The sequence below is a fragment of the Dyadobacter sandarakinus genome (assembly GCF_016894445.1).
GTDB classification, from domain to species: Bacteria; Bacteroidota; Bacteroidia; order Cytophagales; family Spirosomataceae; genus Dyadobacter; species Dyadobacter sandarakinus.
Map to the genome: position 1 here is coordinate 1,256,754 of NZ_CP056775.1, position 19,222 is coordinate 1,275,975.

General features: G+C 51.2%; 17 protein-coding genes. 6 read left to right on the forward strand and 11 right to left on the reverse strand.

Annotated elements, in window-relative coordinates; genetic code table 11:
• Nucleotides 1-12: 12 nt before the first annotated feature.
• From HWI92_RS05060 to HWI92_RS05070, 3 genes are read right to left on the reverse strand one after another with little or no spacing between them, the layout of a single operon-like run.
• Nucleotides 13-495 carry an ankyrin repeat domain-containing protein gene (locus HWI92_RS05060; protein WP_204661257.1) on the reverse strand — a complete coding sequence of 161 codons (483 nt, stop codon included), beginning with the start codon at nt 493-495 and terminating at the stop codon, nt 13-15.
• 8 nt (nt 496-503) lie between these two features.
• On the reverse strand, nt 504-1,307 hold the full coding sequence (locus HWI92_RS05065; protein WP_204661259.1) for an SDR family NAD(P)-dependent oxidoreductase: 804 nt from the start codon (nt 1,305-1,307) through the stop codon (nt 504-506).
• A gap of 45 nt (nt 1,308-1,352) precedes the next feature.
• Nucleotides 1,353-1,964: a hypothetical protein gene (locus tag HWI92_RS05070; RefSeq protein WP_204661261.1), complete on the reverse strand. Its 612-nt coding sequence runs from the start codon at nt 1,962-1,964 to the stop codon at nt 1,353-1,355.
• A 248-nt stretch (nt 1,965-2,212) separates the two neighbouring features.
• Here HWI92_RS05070 and HWI92_RS05075 point away from each other — a divergent pair, with 248 nt between their 5' ends.
• Nucleotides 2,213-2,752, forward strand: a complete 540-nt coding sequence (locus HWI92_RS05075; protein ID WP_204661263.1) for a YciE/YciF ferroxidase family protein — start codon at nt 2,213-2,215, stop codon at nt 2,750-2,752.
• Between the two features lie 80 nt (nt 2,753-2,832).
• Here HWI92_RS05075 and HWI92_RS05080 read toward each other — a convergent pair whose 3' ends face one another.
• Together HWI92_RS05080 and HWI92_RS05085 are read right to left on the reverse strand one after the other, a co-directional pair.
• On the reverse strand, nt 2,833-3,309 hold the full coding sequence (locus HWI92_RS05080; RefSeq protein WP_204661265.1) for a CinA family protein: 477 nt from the start codon (nt 3,307-3,309) through the stop codon (nt 2,833-2,835).
• 23 nt (nt 3,310-3,332) lie between these two features.
• Nucleotides 3,333-3,770, reverse strand: coding sequence for a response regulator (locus tag HWI92_RS05085; protein ID WP_204661267.1), 438 nt, complete (start codon nt 3,768-3,770; stop codon nt 3,333-3,335).
• Nucleotides 3,771-4,084: 314 nt separating this feature from the next.
• Here HWI92_RS05085 and HWI92_RS05090 point away from each other — a divergent pair, with 314 nt between their 5' ends.
• A complete protein-coding gene (locus HWI92_RS05090) occupies nt 4,085-4,552 on the forward strand; it encodes a hypothetical protein (RefSeq protein WP_204661269.1) in 468 nt (155 codons plus the stop codon).
• 29 nt (nt 4,553-4,581) lie between these two features.
• On the opposite strand, the gene HWI92_RS05095 is transcribed toward HWI92_RS05090, so the two are convergent.
• From HWI92_RS05095 to HWI92_RS05110, 4 genes are all read right to left on the reverse strand, one after another.
• Entirely contained in the window at nt 4,582-5,106 is a 525-nt protein-coding gene (locus tag HWI92_RS05095) for a DUF4269 domain-containing protein (RefSeq protein ID WP_204661271.1), read from the reverse strand.
• Nucleotides 5,107-5,585: 479 nt separating this feature from the next.
• The gene (locus HWI92_RS05100) at nt 5,586-7,358 is read right to left on the reverse strand and encodes an FAD/NAD(P)-binding protein (RefSeq protein ID WP_204661273.1); all 1,773 of its coding nucleotides are present in this window, start codon (nt 7,356-7,358) and stop codon (nt 5,586-5,588) included.
• Between the two features lie 110 nt (nt 7,359-7,468).
• On the reverse strand, nt 7,469-8,434 hold the full coding sequence (locus HWI92_RS05105) for a DUF4249 domain-containing protein (protein ID WP_204661275.1): 966 nt from the start codon (nt 8,432-8,434) through the stop codon (nt 7,469-7,471).
• Nucleotides 8,435-8,440: 6 nt separating this feature from the next.
• Complete coding sequence (locus tag HWI92_RS05110; protein WP_204661277.1) at nt 8,441-10,825, reverse strand: TonB-dependent receptor; 2,385 nt, start codon at nt 10,823-10,825, stop codon at nt 8,441-8,443.
• 194 nt (nt 10,826-11,019) lie between these two features.
• On the opposite strand from HWI92_RS05110, the gene HWI92_RS05115 reads away from it, so the two are divergent.
• Both HWI92_RS05115 and HWI92_RS05120 read left to right on the forward strand, forming a co-directional pair.
• Nucleotides 11,020-11,319, forward strand: a complete 300-nt coding sequence (locus tag HWI92_RS05115) for an ArsR/SmtB family transcription factor (RefSeq protein ID WP_204661280.1) — start codon at nt 11,020-11,022, stop codon at nt 11,317-11,319.
• A gap of 14 nt (nt 11,320-11,333) precedes the next feature.
• Nucleotides 11,334-12,440 carry an NADH:flavin oxidoreductase gene (locus HWI92_RS05120; protein ID WP_204661282.1) on the forward strand — a complete coding sequence of 369 codons (1,107 nt, stop codon included), beginning with the start codon at nt 11,334-11,336 and terminating at the stop codon, nt 12,438-12,440.
• Between the two features lie 99 nt (nt 12,441-12,539).
• Here the strand turns inward: HWI92_RS05120 and HWI92_RS05125 are convergent, their stop codons facing one another.
• Together HWI92_RS05125 and HWI92_RS05130 are read right to left on the reverse strand one after the other, a co-directional pair.
• Nucleotides 12,540-13,649, reverse strand: a complete 1,110-nt coding sequence (locus tag HWI92_RS05125) for a transporter (RefSeq protein ID WP_229248921.1) — start codon at nt 13,647-13,649, stop codon at nt 12,540-12,542.
• Between the two features lie 97 nt (nt 13,650-13,746).
• A complete protein-coding gene (locus tag HWI92_RS05130) occupies nt 13,747-14,241 on the reverse strand; it encodes a hypothetical protein (protein ID WP_204661284.1) in 495 nt (164 codons plus the stop codon).
• Between the two features lie 411 nt (nt 14,242-14,652).
• Between HWI92_RS05130 and HWI92_RS05135 the strand changes: the two genes are divergently transcribed.
• Together HWI92_RS05135 and HWI92_RS05140 are read left to right on the forward strand one after the other, a co-directional pair.
• Nucleotides 14,653-15,864, forward strand: a complete 1,212-nt coding sequence (locus tag HWI92_RS05135; protein WP_204661286.1) for a pyridoxal phosphate-dependent aminotransferase — start codon at nt 14,653-14,655, stop codon at nt 15,862-15,864.
• 158 nt (nt 15,865-16,022) lie between these two features.
• Nucleotides 16,023-19,220, forward strand: a complete 3,198-nt coding sequence (locus HWI92_RS05140; protein ID WP_204661288.1) for a DUF1553 domain-containing protein — start codon at nt 16,023-16,025, stop codon at nt 19,218-19,220.
• Nucleotides 19,221-19,222 lie beyond the last annotated feature (2 nt).

The following is a 19,222-nucleotide window of genomic DNA, read 5'->3' on the forward strand; positions in this document are numbered from 1 at the left end:
CAAAAGAGAAGCTTAGGCCTGAAGCAATGCTACGGCTTCTTCATTGCCCTGCTGTACCGCCAGGTCCACTACAGACATTCCGCGGAAGTCCAGGATGTTGCGGTCGGCTCCGTGTTCGAGCAGCAGCTTTACCAGCTCATTGCGCCCGAACATGGCTGCAAACATCAGCGCCGTGCCACCATTTCCATGCTGAAGGTTGAGATCTGCACCGCGCCCGATCAGCAGACTTGCAATGTCAGGGTATCCTTTGAAACAAACACCCATCAGTGCGCTGTTTCCCCCAAAATCCTGTTTGTTTACATCTGCGCCGGCATCCAGTAGCAACTCCGCAGCTTCGCGGTGATTGTTATAGCATGCAATAATCAGGGGTGTGTACCCGCGGTCATCCTGCACATTCATATTGGCATTCCGGGCCACCAGCTCCCGGAGTACTTCCAGGTTGCCGAGCCGGGCTGCATGGATCGTCGCCTGTTCCAGCGTGTTCGAATCTATCATATTGCGGGTTATTCTTCGTCTACGGGTTTTTGCTGCTCATTCATCTGGTGTGCTACTACGGTATCGCTGACGAGGTTGGCCATGCCGACCTGCAGCTTGTTTTTAAGACCCGAAATTACCTTGTCTTTTCCGGCCATCATGGCATCAAACCCATCTTTGGCCACATCAGCAGGGTCAGCCATTTTATCCGGATCCTGAACTGCCTTGCTGTCGTTCATATCCGCCTTGTTGAAGAAATCGGTGTCTGTCACCCCGGGCATCAGCGCGGTCACGGTAATGCCGGTATCTTTGAGTTCTTCGCGGATCGACTCGGAAAATGAAAGCACAAAAGCCTTTGTGCCGTGGTATACAGACTGCCATGGACCAGGCAGGCGGCTGGCAATGGACGCCAGGTTCAGGATTTTGCCGGTACCCGCCGCAAGCATGTCCTGCAAAAAGCAGTTGGTGAGGATCACCAGTGAAGCGATGTTCAGGTCGATGATTTCCAGTTCGCGGTCAATGTCGGTATCCTGAAACTTTCCGTACAAACCCTGCCCTGCATCATTGACCAGGATTTCCACCGGCAGGTTCCTGCTTTTCACATCACTATACAATGAAAATGCATTTTCGCGGTCGAATAGATCTTTGGCGATAGGTACTACGTCAATGTTTTTCTCCCGAAGTTCAACGGCGAGCGCTTCCACTTCATTCGGATTGCGGCCTACGACAATCAGGTTATAACCTGCATCGCCGAGCAATCTTGCCAGTTCATAGCCGATTCCGCTTGTTGCACCCGTAACGAGTGCGTAATTTTTTGCCGTGTTGGTAGCCATTGTTTTTGTTTTTAGTAAAAAGATGAAGTTCCGGTGGTAACTGCTTTACCGCCTGATTAGGCCGTCGGTCAGGTCCTGCCACTGTATTTTCGAAAGTACCAGCTTCCCGAATGCCCCTACGATGAGGTTCCTTGCTTTTTCCAGCAGCGTTTCGCCATCCTTGTTGACATCCGTATTGCGGTCGTAGATACTTGCAGTCACCGTAGTACCTTCCCGCGTAATCGTAAAGGTGCTCGTAGCTTTATCTGAATAAAAGTGTGCCGTTTCAGTATTGTTATTGGAAGGGTTGGAAGCAGGCCTTACCCTCATAGCCACATGCTCTATCGCATTTTCCTCAAACCTGGCAACTGCTTCCACCCTTACCCAATCGTAGCCCTGGCCGCTGGTCGTTCCCGGGCCAAGAATATCTATTTTAAAATATTGTCCTTCTGAAACTGATCCGCTGACATCGTTCCCGGACGTATCGGTCAGCTGGAAGTCGGCCATCTTGCTTTTTAGCAGGCTTCCCCATTGGTTTACATCCCGCAGGCGCTGCTCGGCAAGTTCAAACAGGCTTCTGGCAGCTGCTTCGTCTGGTTCGGTTTGCCGGCTTACCGCCGTAATTGCCCATCCTTCACGCTCGTCAGGAATGAGGCCTGCATAGTTTTTCTCTTCCATATCGTGGTCCAATGCCGGGTTCAGGCAACACCCGGAACAAAAAAAGTTTGTGGGGTAAATTGTAATTGCCGCATGGTGACTCAAAAAACATACCATCGCGTAGCGCGCTACCATGGTATGGATTCCACGCTTTTCTACATCACATGTACAGCAGCAGGGCAGGGGTACATCCTTTTTATAAGAGGTGGCGGGGGTATGGGCTGGTACGGATATTTACTGCAACCGGCCGAAACTAAAACCATTAAAACATGAAAACCTCAGAAAGCAAACCAAAGAACCAGATTGCTTCAACAGAAAGTGCACGATTGGAAGAACTTTTCGTAGATGGTCTTAAAGATATTTACTGGGCAGAGAAACACCTGGCCAAAGCATTGGTTAAAATGTCGAAAAATGCTACATCAGAAGAGCTGAAAGCTACATTTGATACACATACCGTACAAACCGAAGAGCAGATCACCCGCCTGGAACAGGTGTTCGAAAAAGTAGGGAAGAAGGCACAGGCCAAAAAATGTGCTGCGATGGAGGGACTGATCGCTGAGGCTGAGGAAATTATTGAAAGCACAGACAAAGGTACGATGGTTCGTGACTGCGGTCTGATCATGGCTGCGCAGAAAGTGGAGCATTATGAAATTGCATCGTACGGTACACTCAGAAACCTGGCACGTACGCTGGGACAAACCGAAGTAGCCGACCTTCTTCAGCAAACGCTGGATGAAGAAGGCCAGACGGATCAGCTGCTGACAGGACTTGCAGAAACTTATGTGAATGAGGAAGCTTCGGTTGAATGATAACCAGTAACCTTGACCTAAAGAAGCGAAAGCCGGAAATCTGATTTCCGGCTTTCGCTTTTTTAGGTCAAACAGCTTTGTTATTTCAATTCTTCAAGAATGGTTTGTGCAGCGAGGTCTATCGCCTGAAGCACGATCTGCTCAGGCTCCCCCTCAAATACGCGGAACACCGGAATGGATTTGCCAGGCATACAGATGTGCAGAAAAATGCTCCCGACAGGTTTGGTTTCCGACTCACTTCCGCCGGGTGTGGTAAGTCCAGTAACACCCACCTGAATGTCCGATGGTATCAGTCCGCCCAGCCGCCGGGCGAGTTCTTCAGTTACCTCAGCCGACTCCGGCGTGTGTTCTTCAATAAATGATTTGGGGATTTTCAGTATGTCAACTTTGAGGGTAGCATCGTAGCACACGAGCCCTCCTTTGAGAATCTGGCCGGAGGCCGGTGACATGCAAAATTCTGCAGACATCCTGCCCGCAGTAGCGCTTTCGGCAAATGCGATCGTCAGCTCACGTGACTTGATCGCGTCGCAACATTCAATAACAACCTGTGAAGGCATAATGGCTTAGGGGATTGTGGAGATTATAAATGATTGTATTGGAGCCAGTACTTGCAGGTGACGTTCATCATATCCATGAGGTCGTCAGCTTTAAGCGGTTTCACCATCACCGAGTTTGCTCCTGCTTCGTAGCATTCATTGATCTGTGTGCCGGTAACGAAATTGGTAAAGATCACAACCGGTACCTTGGACCAGTTAATATTCTGGTGATTAATCCGGTGCCTGACCAGTTTCAGCAAATTGTAGCCATCAATTCCTGGCATGTGGAGATCCATCAACAACAAACCGGGCAAAGGACCATTGTAGTTATCTGCTGAAATGGCGACAAGGTGCAGGTAAAGCGCCTGGCCTGAATCAAAAAACCGAATCGTATAACCTGGCAGGCAGGCCTTGAACAACTCACGGAGCATTTTTCGCTGGTCGGGGTCGTCATCTACAAAATAAACTTCTCTTTGTGACATAGCTGTTCGTCTGCGTAGGGTAATGCCGAGAAAAGGACAACCGGCTGGCCGTAAAAGAACCATTCCAGGCACCCAGACTTTCAGTGGTATCTGACCCTTGGACCCGTAATCATCAGATATTCTGCAACTGCATTCCCATTTATTCCTGCACACACTGAGCATGCCGGATATTGCTCTATTTGGTACGGATATTGTGAAGCTTTTGCCCAAAATTCAGGCTGGGAGTACCAAGGATGCCATAGAGATCCGTGATGCAATCTGCCGGAGAAAACCTCCGCATAGGTCACGCTGGCAATGAATAGAACGCTATTAAAATGGACGAGTTAAAAGATATCGTAAAAGAAGTCGCGGGCATCTGGCGGATGCATAAGCGGCAGGAAGCATTGTTCAGGGCTGCGATGGCACTGGATACAACACGTCCCCTGCGGGTAATCTGTGGCAGCTGCTACATGACATCCCTGTTGTTCCAAAGCGAAATGCGCCAGCTGTACGAATCCCTGAAATGCTGCCTGACAGATGGTGACTTGTCGAGCATCCTGCTGCTTGACGATGAGGCCGGGAATTCCGATGCGGACTGCTGGATGGTGATTTCCCGCTGTCTTGAACACGACGAATTGCTGATCCGCATGTACCAGTCGCTGCTCGCCAAAGTCGATGAAGAATCTGAATGCTGGCGGATGTGCCACGAGCATCTCGAAAAGCTCACGGGCTGCCATGACAAACTTGCCGCGGAGTCGCGCGACCTGATCATGGAACATTCAAGCCACGCATCAGTAGCCTGAATGTATCCGCTATGTCCAGTTTTGCCGGGCTAATTATGGAATTCCAGCAGCCCGGCAAAAGGATCGCCCGTAATGCCCAGCAGCTCGCAGAAAGCCGGCTCGGTTTTCAGCCCGCATTTTTTCAGCTCAACCACTTCCCGCTTAAACTCTTCTCCGTATTTGCTGAGCAGCAGGTACTCGGCAACCATGTGCATGTAGCCCATCTGCATTTCAGAGGGCAGGTCCTGGCCGAAAATTTCAAAGGGCTGTCCCTCTATTTCAAAATACGCAATCACACCCTCAGGGTTGACGTCGTCGGGGTAGTGGAGTTTGTAATTATCGTATTTGCCAAAATGAATGGTCAGGTACTCGCCAAAATTGCGGGTGTCGGTACAATGGCATATTATGTCTAGGTCGCTACCGTCTACATGAATGTCCAGCGGAAAGGTTCCTACTACAATAGGATCGTGCTTGCCGAGGATGTCCAGAATCGCGGTTTTACACAGCAGGTTATAGATATACTTCTGGTCGTCGGAGCCTTGCGCCAGGTAGCTGATGTTCTTGAAATCTATCATAGGTTAAAGAGGTTCATTTCACCAGTGGAACGTGTACAAGCCCAGGTATTGAACAGGACTACGTCTGGTGAGGGGAGTTTTACTTGAAAGTTTTCAGGATTGCTTTGCAGCTTCTTTCAACATCACAGCGCCGGAAATCACGCGCTGCTTTAAGTGGGTAATGCATGAACGGATTTTCAGGAGACTTATCGTATTGCAAAAACTGAAAATCATCAAGGTTATATATAAAAGCACAAATTGCGTTTTTTTCCCCTCTTTATCTTCAATAATCGTCCATATATTTTAAAAAATTATATAAAATGTTGGAATCGCACTTGAAATATTTAGCAGCCTCACCACTAAAAAGCCCTACTCAGGCTGCGTAGGAGAAACAGCATGCTGGTAAGGATTCCGGGTAGGAAGTATTTTGAATATAAACAAACAAGGAGCAGTATTGTCCGGGCATTGTAACTTCCGGAAATGCTGCTCCTTGAACGATTTTAAACTTCTTCTGTAACCGCCGCCATGGAAATGATCGCATCCGCAATGCATTTGGAAGCCTGATCGCAAAAGTCCAGGCCGGAGTAGTCGGGATTGTAACCGCCGATGTAGGGTACGGCCATGATGTAAATCCTCGGATTGGCAACACCGTAATTATTGACCACCTGAAAACAATCATTGATGGTCACGCCTGGAACGGTCAGGAAATAGTCGCCCGCTATGTTCTGCACCACGTCCTTGTTTTCCTGCTCTTTTTCCTGAGCGCCTGCTTCCGCCGACTTGAAGCGGATCATTGCGCGGCTCACGGTTTCCCTGGACAGCATGCTTTTAAACGGAAAATCTTCAAATGCAATGTGAGGCTGCCCCGTGCAATTGATGTAGGTTTTGAACCGTGTACGGTGTTTTTTACCCTGTTCGTCGGTATAATGGTAGAGCACGCCCTCTTCCGGATGCGGCCTCACTTCACCGTCTGAACCCACAGTAACAATGTCCAGCTTACCAGCCGCGTGCAAGGCAAGAAGCTCGTCGCAGGAGCTCTGGGGAACAAATGCAATCACGATCGCGATCAGCGGCATCAGTACCTTGCGAAGCCTGATCATGTCTTCGGCAGACAGGTACTTGGCAGGATAGTTCAAAGTATAGCTCAGCTCGGCGAGCATTTCCTTCCAGTAAACCGATTTTCGCTCGGCAATGGATTTTTCTGCCTCCTTGTATTCTTCTATGAACAACTTGAAAGGATCCTTTCCTTCGCGCATGTCCATCACCATCTGCACGAATGTTTCCAGCTGCATGTCCTTGATCCGCTCGTAAAAAGCTGCATCTTTTTTCTTGAAGCCAATCTTGAAGTTCTGCTCAAAGAGAAAGTCGAGTGACAGAAACCCGTCATTCTGCTTCATGTTCGCCGCAATCTGCGCATCGGTCAGCAGCGAGTCGCTGGAAAGCTGCGGCTCGTCGAGGTGAAACCGGATGGCCGGCAGCAATCCATTTCTTGAATGCATGACGATCCTGAACTTCGGACTTTCGGGGTCAGGGGTGAAAGTGACTGCCCCATTTGCTGCTTTGGAAAAGCTTCCATTGTGCCTCGCCAGCGTACGTATGGCATCAATCGCGGTAAGCGAAGAGCCGGTCAGGGCTACGGGATGGTTGACCCGCATGCCGAGCTTGGATGGCGGATAAGGAGAGTCGAAATAACCGCGCAGGGCGCCTTCATGCTTATCCGGCCACTTGTGTCCGGTGCAGATCAGCACACAGTCGAAAGTATCACACTGGGTGTTGTTGGTTTCAACTACAACCTTTCCTTCTTCGGTATGGTCGATGATATCCGTCACTTCTGAACCCCGGCGAACTTCGGTTTTGATGCCCGCTGCCGCAGCCTGGCCGCGCAGGATCTCAAACTGGTCCGACAGGTACATGCCGAAGAGCAATCTCGGAAGCACGGTATACTCGTGGAACTTGTCCGGGTCTATGCCGAAAAGATCTAGGGTTTTTGCAGGCACCGTTCTGATCCATTCCGACACCGACGTTACAATTTCGGGAAGCTCGTTGTCCGAAACATTGGTAATGTGCTCCCGGTTGGCACCATCCACACTGTAGGGCATTCCGGCGCCGAGGTGATCCGTTTTTTCAAAAATAACAATGTCAAACCGCGCTCCTGATTCAATGAGCCTTTTGTAGGCAAACAGACCGGCAGGGCCGGCTCCGAGTATTGCGATTTTCCTGATTCCTGTGGGGGTAAGATAACTGCAGTCTTTACTGAAGCTGTGGACTTTCATGTATGTTATTATAAGTTACCCGCCACAGAAATAAAAGTATACCACCCGTATTAGTTGTGTTCCCGCCCGTTCAGCTGCCTTTTTGCTGAAAATAGTCACCGATTGTACGCCTATGGCTTCAACATGGTGCGGCCTAGCGTGCACGCCGCGAAGTACCCGACGCCACCGTTTATATTGGAGTACAAAAGGGAAGGTTCGATAAAAGGGTTGCTGTTATCATTGTTTTCGAGTGAGCGCTGGAACTTGTAATAATGTTCGTCAACGTTCACCACCGTCATGGTGATTTTTTTCAGCTCGGGATCTGATTTAAACAATCTCGTCCGGCCCTCTCCGTCGGTGTAGTTGTAGCTATACTGGGTAAGCATATTGCAGTAGCCCACCGCCGAGGTGATCGGCCGGCCGTCCAGGTTGGCATCGCTGTACAAAGTTTTGTCATTTGGAAAATATACCCGGATCATGTTCTCACTGCGAACCAGCTGCGGGCCTACCATTCCGCTCAGGTATTCCAGGGAATTCGCGTCCATCATCAGGCTTGCCCTGAACAGGTAATAGTTTGTTTCATTGGGAATATCGTTCAGCGTCATTCGCACACTTACCTGTCCAAAACCGCTGGCACTGCTGCTGTCGATGTTGTAGGCGGCAACGTTCACCACACTTGCGGGTACCGTGCAGGTTGCATCCACCTGCTGGCCTCCCTGCCGCACCAGGAGCCGGTACCGCTTTCCTGCCTGTATGCTGAATGCGTCGCTGCTGAGCACGTAACTTCTGTTGCGATTATTAAAGGGTAAGACCACCTGACGGCTATCATCAGAGAGGATTACTTCGGCATCGTTAAGGTAAATGGGCTGAAAATCAGAGATATCACTCAGGATCGTACGGGTGCGCGTCACCACTACTTCAATGATGGTATCCTGGGGAGAAATCAGTGCTTCCACTGCAATTTTGGAGTCGGGAAGCGGGATATCACTTTCGTCCAGCTCGGTGATAAAGCCGGTGCAGGAGGCCAGTAACAGGCATGCGGATAATCCAGGCAGCCCATAACTGAAGAATTGCGAAAATATTTTCCGGATTGTCATGCGGGTTCAGAATTTGAAATTGTAGCTGAATGAGGGAAGGACAGGAAAAAGCGAGTAGCGAACCAGGGTGTTGTAAGGCATGCCCCCATCTTTTTTATACCGGGTGTTTAATCTGTAAAAAAACGGATTACGACGGTTGTAGGCATTGTACAACCCAAACTCCCAGGTACGCTCGTGCCGCTTTTTCTTCTTGTGAAATTGTACGGCCAGGTCAAGCCGGTGATAAGCTTCGGCGCGGAAGCTGTTTTTCTCGCTGTAATCGTAAATATTCTTGCTGTAAGATCCATTTTCAATGTTTTCAAAGCGCGCGTCTTTGATGCTTGTGAAGGTACCGGCGGGTATTGTCAGTGCATTTCCTGTCCCATACACCCATGTTGCCGACAGCGTAATGCGCTTGCTCAGCTCGTAGATTCCTACCACCGACACGTCGTGGCGCCGGTCGTAGCGTGGATGGAAGGTACGTCCGAAGTTCAGTTCATCGAATTTCCATTGGGTACGCGAAAGGGTATAGCCCACCCAGCCCGACAGTTTGCCGGTTTTCTTCTGCACCATCATTTCCAATCCGTACGACCAGCCTTTGCCGGAAGTTACATTTGACTCCCAGTTCAGCTCATTGGCATTCTGCCCGTTGAGGCGGATAAAAGACGAGCCTTCCTTGTAGCTGATGATGTTGTTCATGCGTTTGTAGTAGCCTTCGAGCGTAAAGGTGAGCCCGGGCTTTTCCAGGTCTCTGGCAAGTCCCAATGCCAGCTGCTGCGATTGCTGGGGTGGAATGCTGTCTGTGGTAGGTACCCAAAGGTCCGTGGGAAGGCCCAATCCTGTATTGCTGAGCAGGTGCACGTACTGGTTCATTTGGGCGTATGACGCTTTCACAGCAAGGTCTTCGCCCGCTTTCCAGGATGCAGATATGCGTGGCTCCGGCCGGAAGTAAGTCCTGGATTTCGTCTGAAAGGTGCTGAGGCGCATGCCTGCATTAATTTTCATCCTGGGAAATGGCTGCCAGGTGTCTTCGGCATAAATCCCCGTTTCAACCGTATGGATGGGCTTGGCTTGCAGGGCTACATCACCCGGAAATGCGCCTGCCAGCGTCAGAGCCGAGGGAACAAACCGGTGGGCTGTGGCCACCAGGCCAAACTTAACCGCATGTTGCGCGTGGGGATAGTAGTCAAAGTCGGTTTTGAGGCTGTAATCACGGATCAGACTGTTGTAGCTGAGGTTGTACTCTTCTGTCGTGCCGTCTGAACGTTTGTCTTTGTCACTGGCGTAAATGTTAAAAACGAACCGGCTGTAAATGAGCGATGTGTTAACAAACAGCTTGGGGTTGATCAGGTGGTTCCAGCGGAGCGTGGCGGTAGCATTGCCCCAGTTCAGTCCGGAAGAACTTTCAGAACCCAGCGTTTTCTCGGAGACGTGAAAGCGGTCGCGCCCGAAGTATCCGCTGATGTAAAGCTTGTTGCGTGCATCAAGATCGTAGTTCAGCTTGGCATTCAGATCGTAAAAATAGTAGCCCGGTTTTGTCTTGCTGTCGTTGCCGGTCTGCTGCTGCGCAATGACAGGCTTGGCAAGAAAGTCGATGTAAGTCCGGCGGGCCGACACCAGAAAAGACGCCTTTTTGTTCATTAAAGGGCCTTCCAGGGTGAGGCGGGAGGAAATCAGTCCGATGCCGCCCTCGCCGTGCAGCTTTTCCTTACTGCCTTCTTTCATGTTCATTTCTACGACTGACGACAGCCTGCCGCCATACCGTGCAGGAAAACCGCCTTTGACCAGCTCAACGCTTTTGAGCGCATCCCCATTGAAAACCGAAAAGAAACCGAATAGATGGCTGGCATTATACACGACGGCATCGTCAAGGATGATCAGGTTTTGGTCGGGTCCCCCTCCGCGCACGTACAGGCCGGTTTGTCCTTCGCTGCCCTTTTGTACGCCGGGCATCAGCTGCAATACACGGATCACGTCTTTTTCACCAAAAAAAGCGGGTAGTTTTTTGATCTGAGAAACAGGAATTTCGATGGTACTCATCCGCGCCGACTCACTTGCTTTTTCGTTCTGGCGCTTCTCGGAGACGATCACTTCATTCAGTACATTGGCAGCAGCAAGTTCCACATCCACCTGCCGGCTGACATCCGCTTTCAGGCGAAGGTGCCGGGTTTCGTATCCTACAAAAGAATAGGAAACCATAACCGAATCCTTTGCCGGGATACTCAGGGAATAAAAACCATAATGATTGGTAGCTACCCCGTAGGCCGAATTAGGAATATAAACATTTACGCCCGGCAGCAGCTCGCGGCTGCCCCTTTCCCTGACAAAACCGCTGATCGTAATGCTTTGCTGAGCAAGTGTTGTTGTACAATAAAGAAGAAGAAAGAAAATTTTGTAGCATGGATGACGCATAGCAATGAGCAGGGTTTTAAAACCGACCAACGAGAAGTATTTATTCAGTGGTATTTAAATGCTGTTAAAGTGAGTAAACGGTCAGGCACTTGCCGCAGGAGGAGTACAAGGTTCTAAAAAAAACAATGCGGGTACGAACCAAATAAGGGGCACATCAGTTAACAGGCATATCGGGAATAGTCGATATATGGATCATGGATCATCTGGAAATATTTAAAGCGCTTTCAAATAAAACCAGGCTGGACATTCTCAACTGGCTCAGAGAGCCGGAAGCCAGCTTTCCGGGGCAAAAGGATTTCGGCTACGAGCACGGCGTGTGCGTGGGCCAGATCCAGCAGCGTGCCGGGCTCACCCAATCCACGATTTCCGAATACCTGTCGGTCTTGCAGCGGGCGGGACTGGTGAAAGCCACCCGGGTAGGTCAGTGGACCTACTACCAGCGCAATGAAGCGGCGTTTCAGGCATTAAGCCAGCTTATCGAATCAGAAATTTAATTTTAGCTTTTGTCATGCAGTCAGACTCTTTGTTCAGGCCGTTCAGCCTGAAATCACTTAATATCAAAAACCGGATCGTCATGGCCCCCATGACACGCTCATTTTCTCCCAATGGAATACCCACCGATGTGGTGGCAGCGTATTACCAGCGCCGGGCCGAAGGCGAAGTGGGATTGATCCTTTCGGAAGGTACCGTCATCGACCGGCCTTCTTCGTCCAATGATCCTGATATTCCGCACTTTCACGGCGAGCGGGCACTGGCCGGCTGGCAGCGTGTGATCAATGCGGTACATCAATCGGGCGGTGCGATGGCGCCGCAGATCTGGCATATGGGGATCATGGATAACCATCATTCCGGCTGGGTTCCGCCTGTGCCTTTTGAAGGTCCGTCAGGTCTCAACCGCCAGGATTTTGTGAATGGCAATACCATGACCGATAAGGATATTGCCGATACCATTGCCGCGTTCGGCAAGGCGGCCGCCGATGCAAAGCGCCTGGGCTTTGATACCCTTGAACTCCACGGCGCTCACGGCTACCTGATCGACCAGTTTTTCTGGGATGTGACCAACAAGCGTACCGATATTTTTGGCGGAAAAACGCTCCCGGAACGCACGCGGTTTGCTACCGAGGTGATCCGGGAAGTGCGGAAGCAGGTAGGAGAGGATTTTCCGATCATTATCCGGTTATCGCAATTCAAGCCCTCCAACTACCAGAACAAGCTGGCAGGCAATCCGCAGGAACTGGAAGCCTGGCTCACGCCTCTTGCTGATGCCGGCGTGGACATTTTCCACTGCTCACAGCGCCGGTTCTGGGAGCCCGAGTTTGAAGGTTCCGACCTCAATTTTGCGGGTTGGGCCAAGAAGGTGAGCGGAAAAGCTACGATTACCGTAGGTTCCGTAGGTTTGACGGGTGAATTTATGGCAGCATTCCGGGGCGAAAGTTCCGAGCCAAGCTCCCTCGACGAGCTCATCCGCCGCATGGACCGGGGCGATTTCGACCTCGTAGCGGTAGGACGTCCTTTGCTAGCTGATCCATACTGGGTACAGAAAATCCGCGAGGAGCGTACCTCAGAGCTGAAAGGTTTTACCAAAGAAGCCCTGGGAGAGCTGGTATTGGGATAAAAATACCTATAAACAGAAAGAGCCGGACGCATGCGCCCGGCTCTTTTCTGTTTATAGCTCGATATGCAGCATTGTTACAGCACAATGCAGTATGTTTTATCAAAATTTGAAAGACACCCCTGCATTCACCGAGTAATCAGCGAAAGCGGCGTCGCCCCGCACAAACGTGTTGTATTTTACTGAATTTTCCTTGTCAGTCACGCTTTGCGTACGGTTGCGGGAAAGTGCGACCGGTACACTCACGAAAAAGCTGAATTTCTGTCCCGAGTAGTTGATGCCGGGCTCAATGCTCCACACATACCCGGGCCGGCGAAAGTCGCCGCTGCCACCTACGATATCGTGCACAGGGATCCCTTCCAGCCTTGCGCCCACGGCCACGCTCAGTCCGCGCGTTACGCTGTTCACCGCATAGCTGAACCCTCCGCGTGCCATATACTGATCGGGCACACTCATGATCGCCTCATTGGCCAGTCGTGGCGTAAGCGTTTCGCGGTAAGTACGCACGCCGTTTTGTTCACGGGGATTGACGAGGTAGTAAAAGTTGCCATATACCCCAAAGTTGTGGGTCAGGTTGTAATAAGTGTTTGCCTCAACCGTAAAGCCGGTACCGCCATCTCCCAGCTGGATCGACTGGTCTACCGTACGGAGCTCCTTGCCGCCATCCGGGCCTACATTGTACCAGTAATCCTGGTAATCGTAATCGCCGGTCGGGAGCTTGATACCCAACCCCAGCTGAATGTTCCCGCGCATGCTTTTCCGCGGATCAAAGAGCCAGTGGTAAGCCGCGATCCGCAGGTCGCCCACGCCGAATGAATGCGTGCTGTGGCGCTCGTTAAACTTGTTGGTTCCATTGATCAGCCCGTGCTCATACAGCGACGAGCGCGCATTGGAAATAACAGGCAGGTCGATCATGATAGACCAGCGATCGTTCAGGATGCGGGTGAGATTGAAGTCCAGGGAAGCAGTATGGTTGATCACCTCCGTGTGCTGCGCCAGGCGCTCCTCGTTCTCATGCGTGCCCGAAAAGTGCCGGAAAGATTTGAAATAACGCGCACTCGTGGTGAGTACCCATTGCTTGTGCTGCGTACTGTCGGCATGCGCGAGCATACAGGCATTGCCGGTACTGCGGATGGCGACACAGCCTTGTGCATAGCTTTTTTGGAAAGAAATGAACCCCAGAATTATAAGCGTAAACAGATGCTTTTTCATATCAGATAAGAGAAATTGGCCTGAGTAAATAGAAGTATTGCAGCATACGCCGGCAACAGCGTGCGCCGGAATAGGTTGAAGTTAGAAGTGCGGGAACTCAGGCGGCGTCGGGTGGGGGAGCAGGAATGTCGCTGTAAACTGAAGAAAAGCAAGAGCTGTACCGGTCGGCGGGAGTGGCCGTTTTCTCCGGAAATTCAAGGATCAGGAATACAAGTCTGCGACTGCCCGACATGAATTCTTTCAGGAAGTTTTTCAGCAGATGTGAGGGAAGTTTCCGATGGGTATCAGCGGCTTGCTCACTGATGTGCGATGCCAGTGAAATGTAGCGGTCCCGGGCATTCTGGTCGTACTCACAGTACACATACAGGGTATCATTGACAAGCTGCTGGCTACGGATCTGGTAATAATCCTGCTTGTGCCGCATGGCGCCTTCGGATGGCTCAGGGGCATCCCAGCTGTTTTGATAGGGCAGGGAAACGGGCACTTTCACTACTATATCCTTTGAAAAACTGCTTCTCTCAATGTACTCCGCGCTCCTGACAGCAGAAAAAGACTTTTCCTCCAGCAGAAAAGCCACGGGGTAGCCCATCATGTTGTATAGCAAAAGTCCCAGAAGTACAAAAGATATAAGTCGCCCCAAATGCCGGATATGTTTCTTGGTTGATGCAAATGTAATTAAATACAGGAAAAATACGCATTATCATGGAGCTTTAAAGCCGCTTTCAATGCACGGCTCACGCAGGAACAAACAACTTTCAGACTCCTGATCTTCCCCAGGTTGAACCCGGGCGTGGGTGTAGTTTTCTTTGTTTTTTATGTGAAAGTATTAGTTGTTCTATTTTATCCTTTTCTATTTTTATAAAATTTTCAACTGCCGGTAGATATTAAGTTAAAATTTTAATTTGTATTTCAGTATAAATGTAGAATATAGATCATTTCGGGTACATGATTTAACTATATTGTATCCGATTTCACTCTATTACTCATTTTAACTAAAAACAGCATGAATCAACCAGTGAACCGCCGCAGCGCATTGAAGACGGGCCTGCTTACGCTTGGCAGCCTGGCAGCACTGCCGCAGCTTGGCAAAGCCGCAGCCATGCATTACAATGATGGTGCATTTAACGACGCGCCCCTCTCGCTCGATCCCGAAATGCGAATCTTCCGCAGCCCGATGGTACGTGAACATTTTTTGGAAAACAATGCACCCAAACCCAAGATTGTCACCAAGCTGAGCTCCAATGAAAACCCCTACGGTCCGCCCAAATCTGCTCAGGATGCCATCGCAGAATCTGCCAAAAGAGGGAACCGCTATGCCTGGCAGGAAATGTACGACCTGGTTGATAAAATTGCTAAGAAAGAAGGTGTGACCGCCGAGAACATCATGATGGGGCCCGGCTCCTCCGACCTGCTTGAAAAAACGGCCCTGGTGCTCTTCAAGGATGGCGGCAACGTGGTTTCAGCAGATCCCTGCTACATGTCGCTGGTTAATGTGGCCAAGTCTGTAGGTGCTACCTGGAAGGCCATACCCTGCAAATCCGATTGGTCGCACGACCTCAAAGCCATGGAAGCAGCCATCGACAAGGATACGAAGCTGGTGTACATCTGCAACCCCAATAACCCGACCGGCGCCATTACATCCGGCAAGGAGCTCCTCGATTTCTGCTCGCGCGTGTCCGAGAAGGTACCTGTGTTTGTGGACGAGGCCTACCTCGAACTGGCCGAAGGTGCGGATACGCAGAGCATGGTGTCGCTGGTAGCACAGGGCAAAAATGTGATGGTGGCGCGGACATTCTCGAAAATCATGGGCATGGCAGGTATACGCGTGGGATACATGGCCGCATTGCCGGCTACACTTGAAAAAATTCAGAAGATAACGCGCGGCGGAATGGGCATTGCCTACACGTCGATCTTTGCGGCTTCGGCCAGTATGGACGACCATGCATTTCAGGATATGACCCGCAAGCAGAATACGGAAGCGAGGCAATACCTGTGTTCCAATCTGGATAAAATGGGCTATCAATACATTCCTTCCTATACCAACTTTGTCATTTTCCCGATCAACATGCCCGGTAAGGAGCTGCTTGGCAAAATGAGTGCGAAAGGGATCGGGGTGAAAGCTTACGATATCCTTAACAAGCCGTGGTGCCGGGTGAGCATTGGTACAATGGACGAAATGAAGCAGTTTGTGGGTGCATTGCAGGAACTCAGCTGAGTTTTTCTTGTTTACCGGCCCGTGATCCGCAGCTGCTCCGGCGGCTGCGGATCTTTTTTTATCTGTGAAATCTTGGCACTTCGTTCAACTTTGGCGTGAATTCTTAGTATTTTCCTGATATCAAGTACTCTTTCCGGTATTACCTGACCGAATATTCCATGCGCTGGCTGTTGTTGAGCTTTTTCTGCCTTTCACTTTTTAGCTGCGGTCCCTCGCTTCCGGACGATGTAGCGCTGGCGATGGATGAGCTGCCCGAAACACTCGATTACAATCTGCACGTAAAGCCGGTACTGTCGGATAAATGCTTCGCCTGCCATGGTCCTGATAAGGCCAAACAAAAAGCGGGATTGCGCCTCGATGTACGCGAGGCTGCCTACGCCAACCTTCCCGAGCATTCGGGCAAGGTGGCGATTGATCCCGGAAAGCTGCGGAACAGCGAGGTTTTCCGACGCATTATCTCGGACGACCCCGATTACGTGATGCCTACTCCCGATTCGCACCTGAGCCTTACGCCCAAAGAAAAGGCGGTCCTGATCAGGTGGATTGAAGAAGGGGCCGAGTACAAGCCGCATTGGGCATTTGTAAAACCGGAGAAAAAGAAAATTCCGCAGGTACAGAATGAAAGGTGGCCGCGGAATGCCATCGACTATTTTGTATTGGCAAAACTGGATCAGGAAAAGATGGTGCCTTCCCCTGAGGCCGACCGCGAAACATTGCTGCGGCGGCTCTCGCTGGATCTTACGGGACTGCCTCCTACGATGGCTGAGACCGACAATTTCCTGAAAGATCAATCCGAAAAAGCCTACGAAAAACAAGTGGACCGACTGCTCGCCTCACCGCATTATGGGGAGAAAATGGCAGTGGACTGGCTCGATCTGGCGAGGTTTGCGGATTCGCATGGTTATACGGTGGACCGGCTCCGCGACATGTCCCCCTACCGCGATTGGGTAATTAATGCATTTAACCGGAATATGCGGTACGACAGGTTTATCCACTGGCAGCTGGCAGGCGACCTGATGCCCGCGCCCACCCGGGACATGCGCATTGCGACGGCATTCAACCGCAATCACCAGCAAAATGTGGAAGGCGGGATCATTGAAGAAGAGTTTCAGACCGAGTACGTGGTGGATCGTACCAATACGTTCGGGGATGCAATGCTGGGCCTGTCGGTGGGCTGTGCCAAGTGCCACGACCATAAGTATGATCCCATTTCACAGAAGAACTACTATCAGCTTTTCAGTTTTTTTAACAATGTAAAAGAAGCAGGACAGATCTCCTGGGACGATGCCCTGCCCACACCCACCTTGCTGCTGCCGACACCACAGCAGGAGCGCATGCTGAAACATATCCGTACCCTGGAAAGCGAGCAGCAGGTCGCCCTCACCTCGGCAGCGCAAAGTGCTCAGAAAGACTTTGAAAAATGGAAAAACTCGGAGGCTTATCACGCATTGACCAAACAAAAGCTACCTGCCACAGGTCTGGTAGCCCTGTACAACTTCGATTCAGGTACCCTCCGAAACAGTGTCAATCCGCGCCAAAACGGAATTATGAAGCGGGAGTCGGGGCAAACCGGCGACCAGCCTGAGCTTATCCAACACGATGCAGGCAAAGCGCTGGCCATGAACGGGGACGTGTTCCTCGACCTGGATAAGGTGGGTGTTTTCCGTAAATCAGAAACTTTTACAATCGGCATCCGTACCTGGATCCCCGCAGAACTCGATGAGGGGGTGATTTTTCATAAAAGTCTGGCTGAGCGGCTTTACAACTTCCGGGGTTTTCACCTGTACCTGAAAAAAGATCGCCTCGAACTCAACATGGCGCATACCGCGCCGTCCAATGCGATTACCCGCTTGTCTGCGCGCGGCATTCCCCGCAACCGGTGGATTCACCTCACCATGACTTACGACGGCTCCTCCCGGGCAGCCGGTATGCGGCTGTTTGTGGATGGGTCGGAAATGCCGCTTGAAACGACGATGGACCAGCTTACCAAAGATATTTTGTTCAAAATGGACAAGCAGCCGGGTTTGCAGGTAGGAGGGTGGTGGCGCGGCAAGGGCTTTAAAGGCGGGCGCGTGGACGATCTGGCGGTATATAACCGGTCACTTTCACCACTCGAAGTACGGGTTCTCGCAGGAAAGGAAAGCTGGGAGAATATCCTCGCACCCGGCCATGTGGACCAGCAAATGTTACAGGAATATTACTGGTCGGCGGTTTCACCGGTGGCCCGGGAGATGCGCACGCGCCTGAGAGCAACGCGTACCATGCTGGCAGACTCGGCAGAAAACCTGGAAGAGCTCATGGTCATGCAGGAGATGTCCAGGCCCAAACCCGCTTTTTTACTGCTGCGCGGCAGCTATGATGCACCGGGTGAACGGGTGTATCCTGCCACACCGGCTGCCATCGCGCCTTTTCCGGCGCATTTGCCTAAAAACCGGTACGGACTCGCCTTGTGGCTTACCGGCAAAGATCATCCGCTCACAGCCCGTGTCGCGGTGAACCGCTTCTGGCAGAACTTCTTTGGTACCGGCATTGTAAAAACAACCGAGGACTTCGGGAACCAGGGCGAACTGCCTTCGCACCCCGAGCTGCTCGACTGGCTTGCGGTCACATTCAGGGAGTCGGGCTGGAATGTGAAGGCATTGAACAAAATGATCGTTATGTCGGCTGCTTACCGGCAGCAAACCCGGGCCAACAGGACGCAGCGTGAAAAAGATCCTGAAAACCGCCTGCTCGCACGCGGCCCTTCCGGCCGGCTTACCGCTGAGATGCTTCGCGACAATGCATTGATGGCGAGCGGATTGCTTGACATGCGTATTGGGGGAAAAAGTGTAAAGCCTTACCAGCCCGACGGACTCTGGGAGATCAACAATACAACTTACCAGGCGGATACCGGCCGCTCGGTATACCGCCGGAGCCTGTATGTGCTGGTCAAAAGGTCTGTCCCGAATCCTACGCTGGGCACATTTGACGCAACGTCCCGGAGCTTTTGTGTAGTGAGAAGACAGAAAACCAACACGCCGCTGCAAGCTTTGGTAACCCTGAACGATCCTACTTTTAACGAAGCTATGAAAGTTATGGGAGAGCAGATGACGCGCATGGGCAGCGGGCCGGCCGCCATCACAGCAGCTTACCGAAAACTCACAGGCACGCGTCCGGCTCCCGCAGCGTTGAAGCTGCTGCTCGCCATGCAACATGCCGAGCTGGAAAAGTTCAGGAAAAATCCCGCGAAAACCGCCGGCTGGCTGAAAGAAGGCCAGTACCAGGTTGACAAGCACCTTGACAAAGCTGCGATAGCGGCCAATGCCGTAGTAGCCAGTACCATTCTTAACTCCGACGCAGCCCTAACCCGCAGATAACC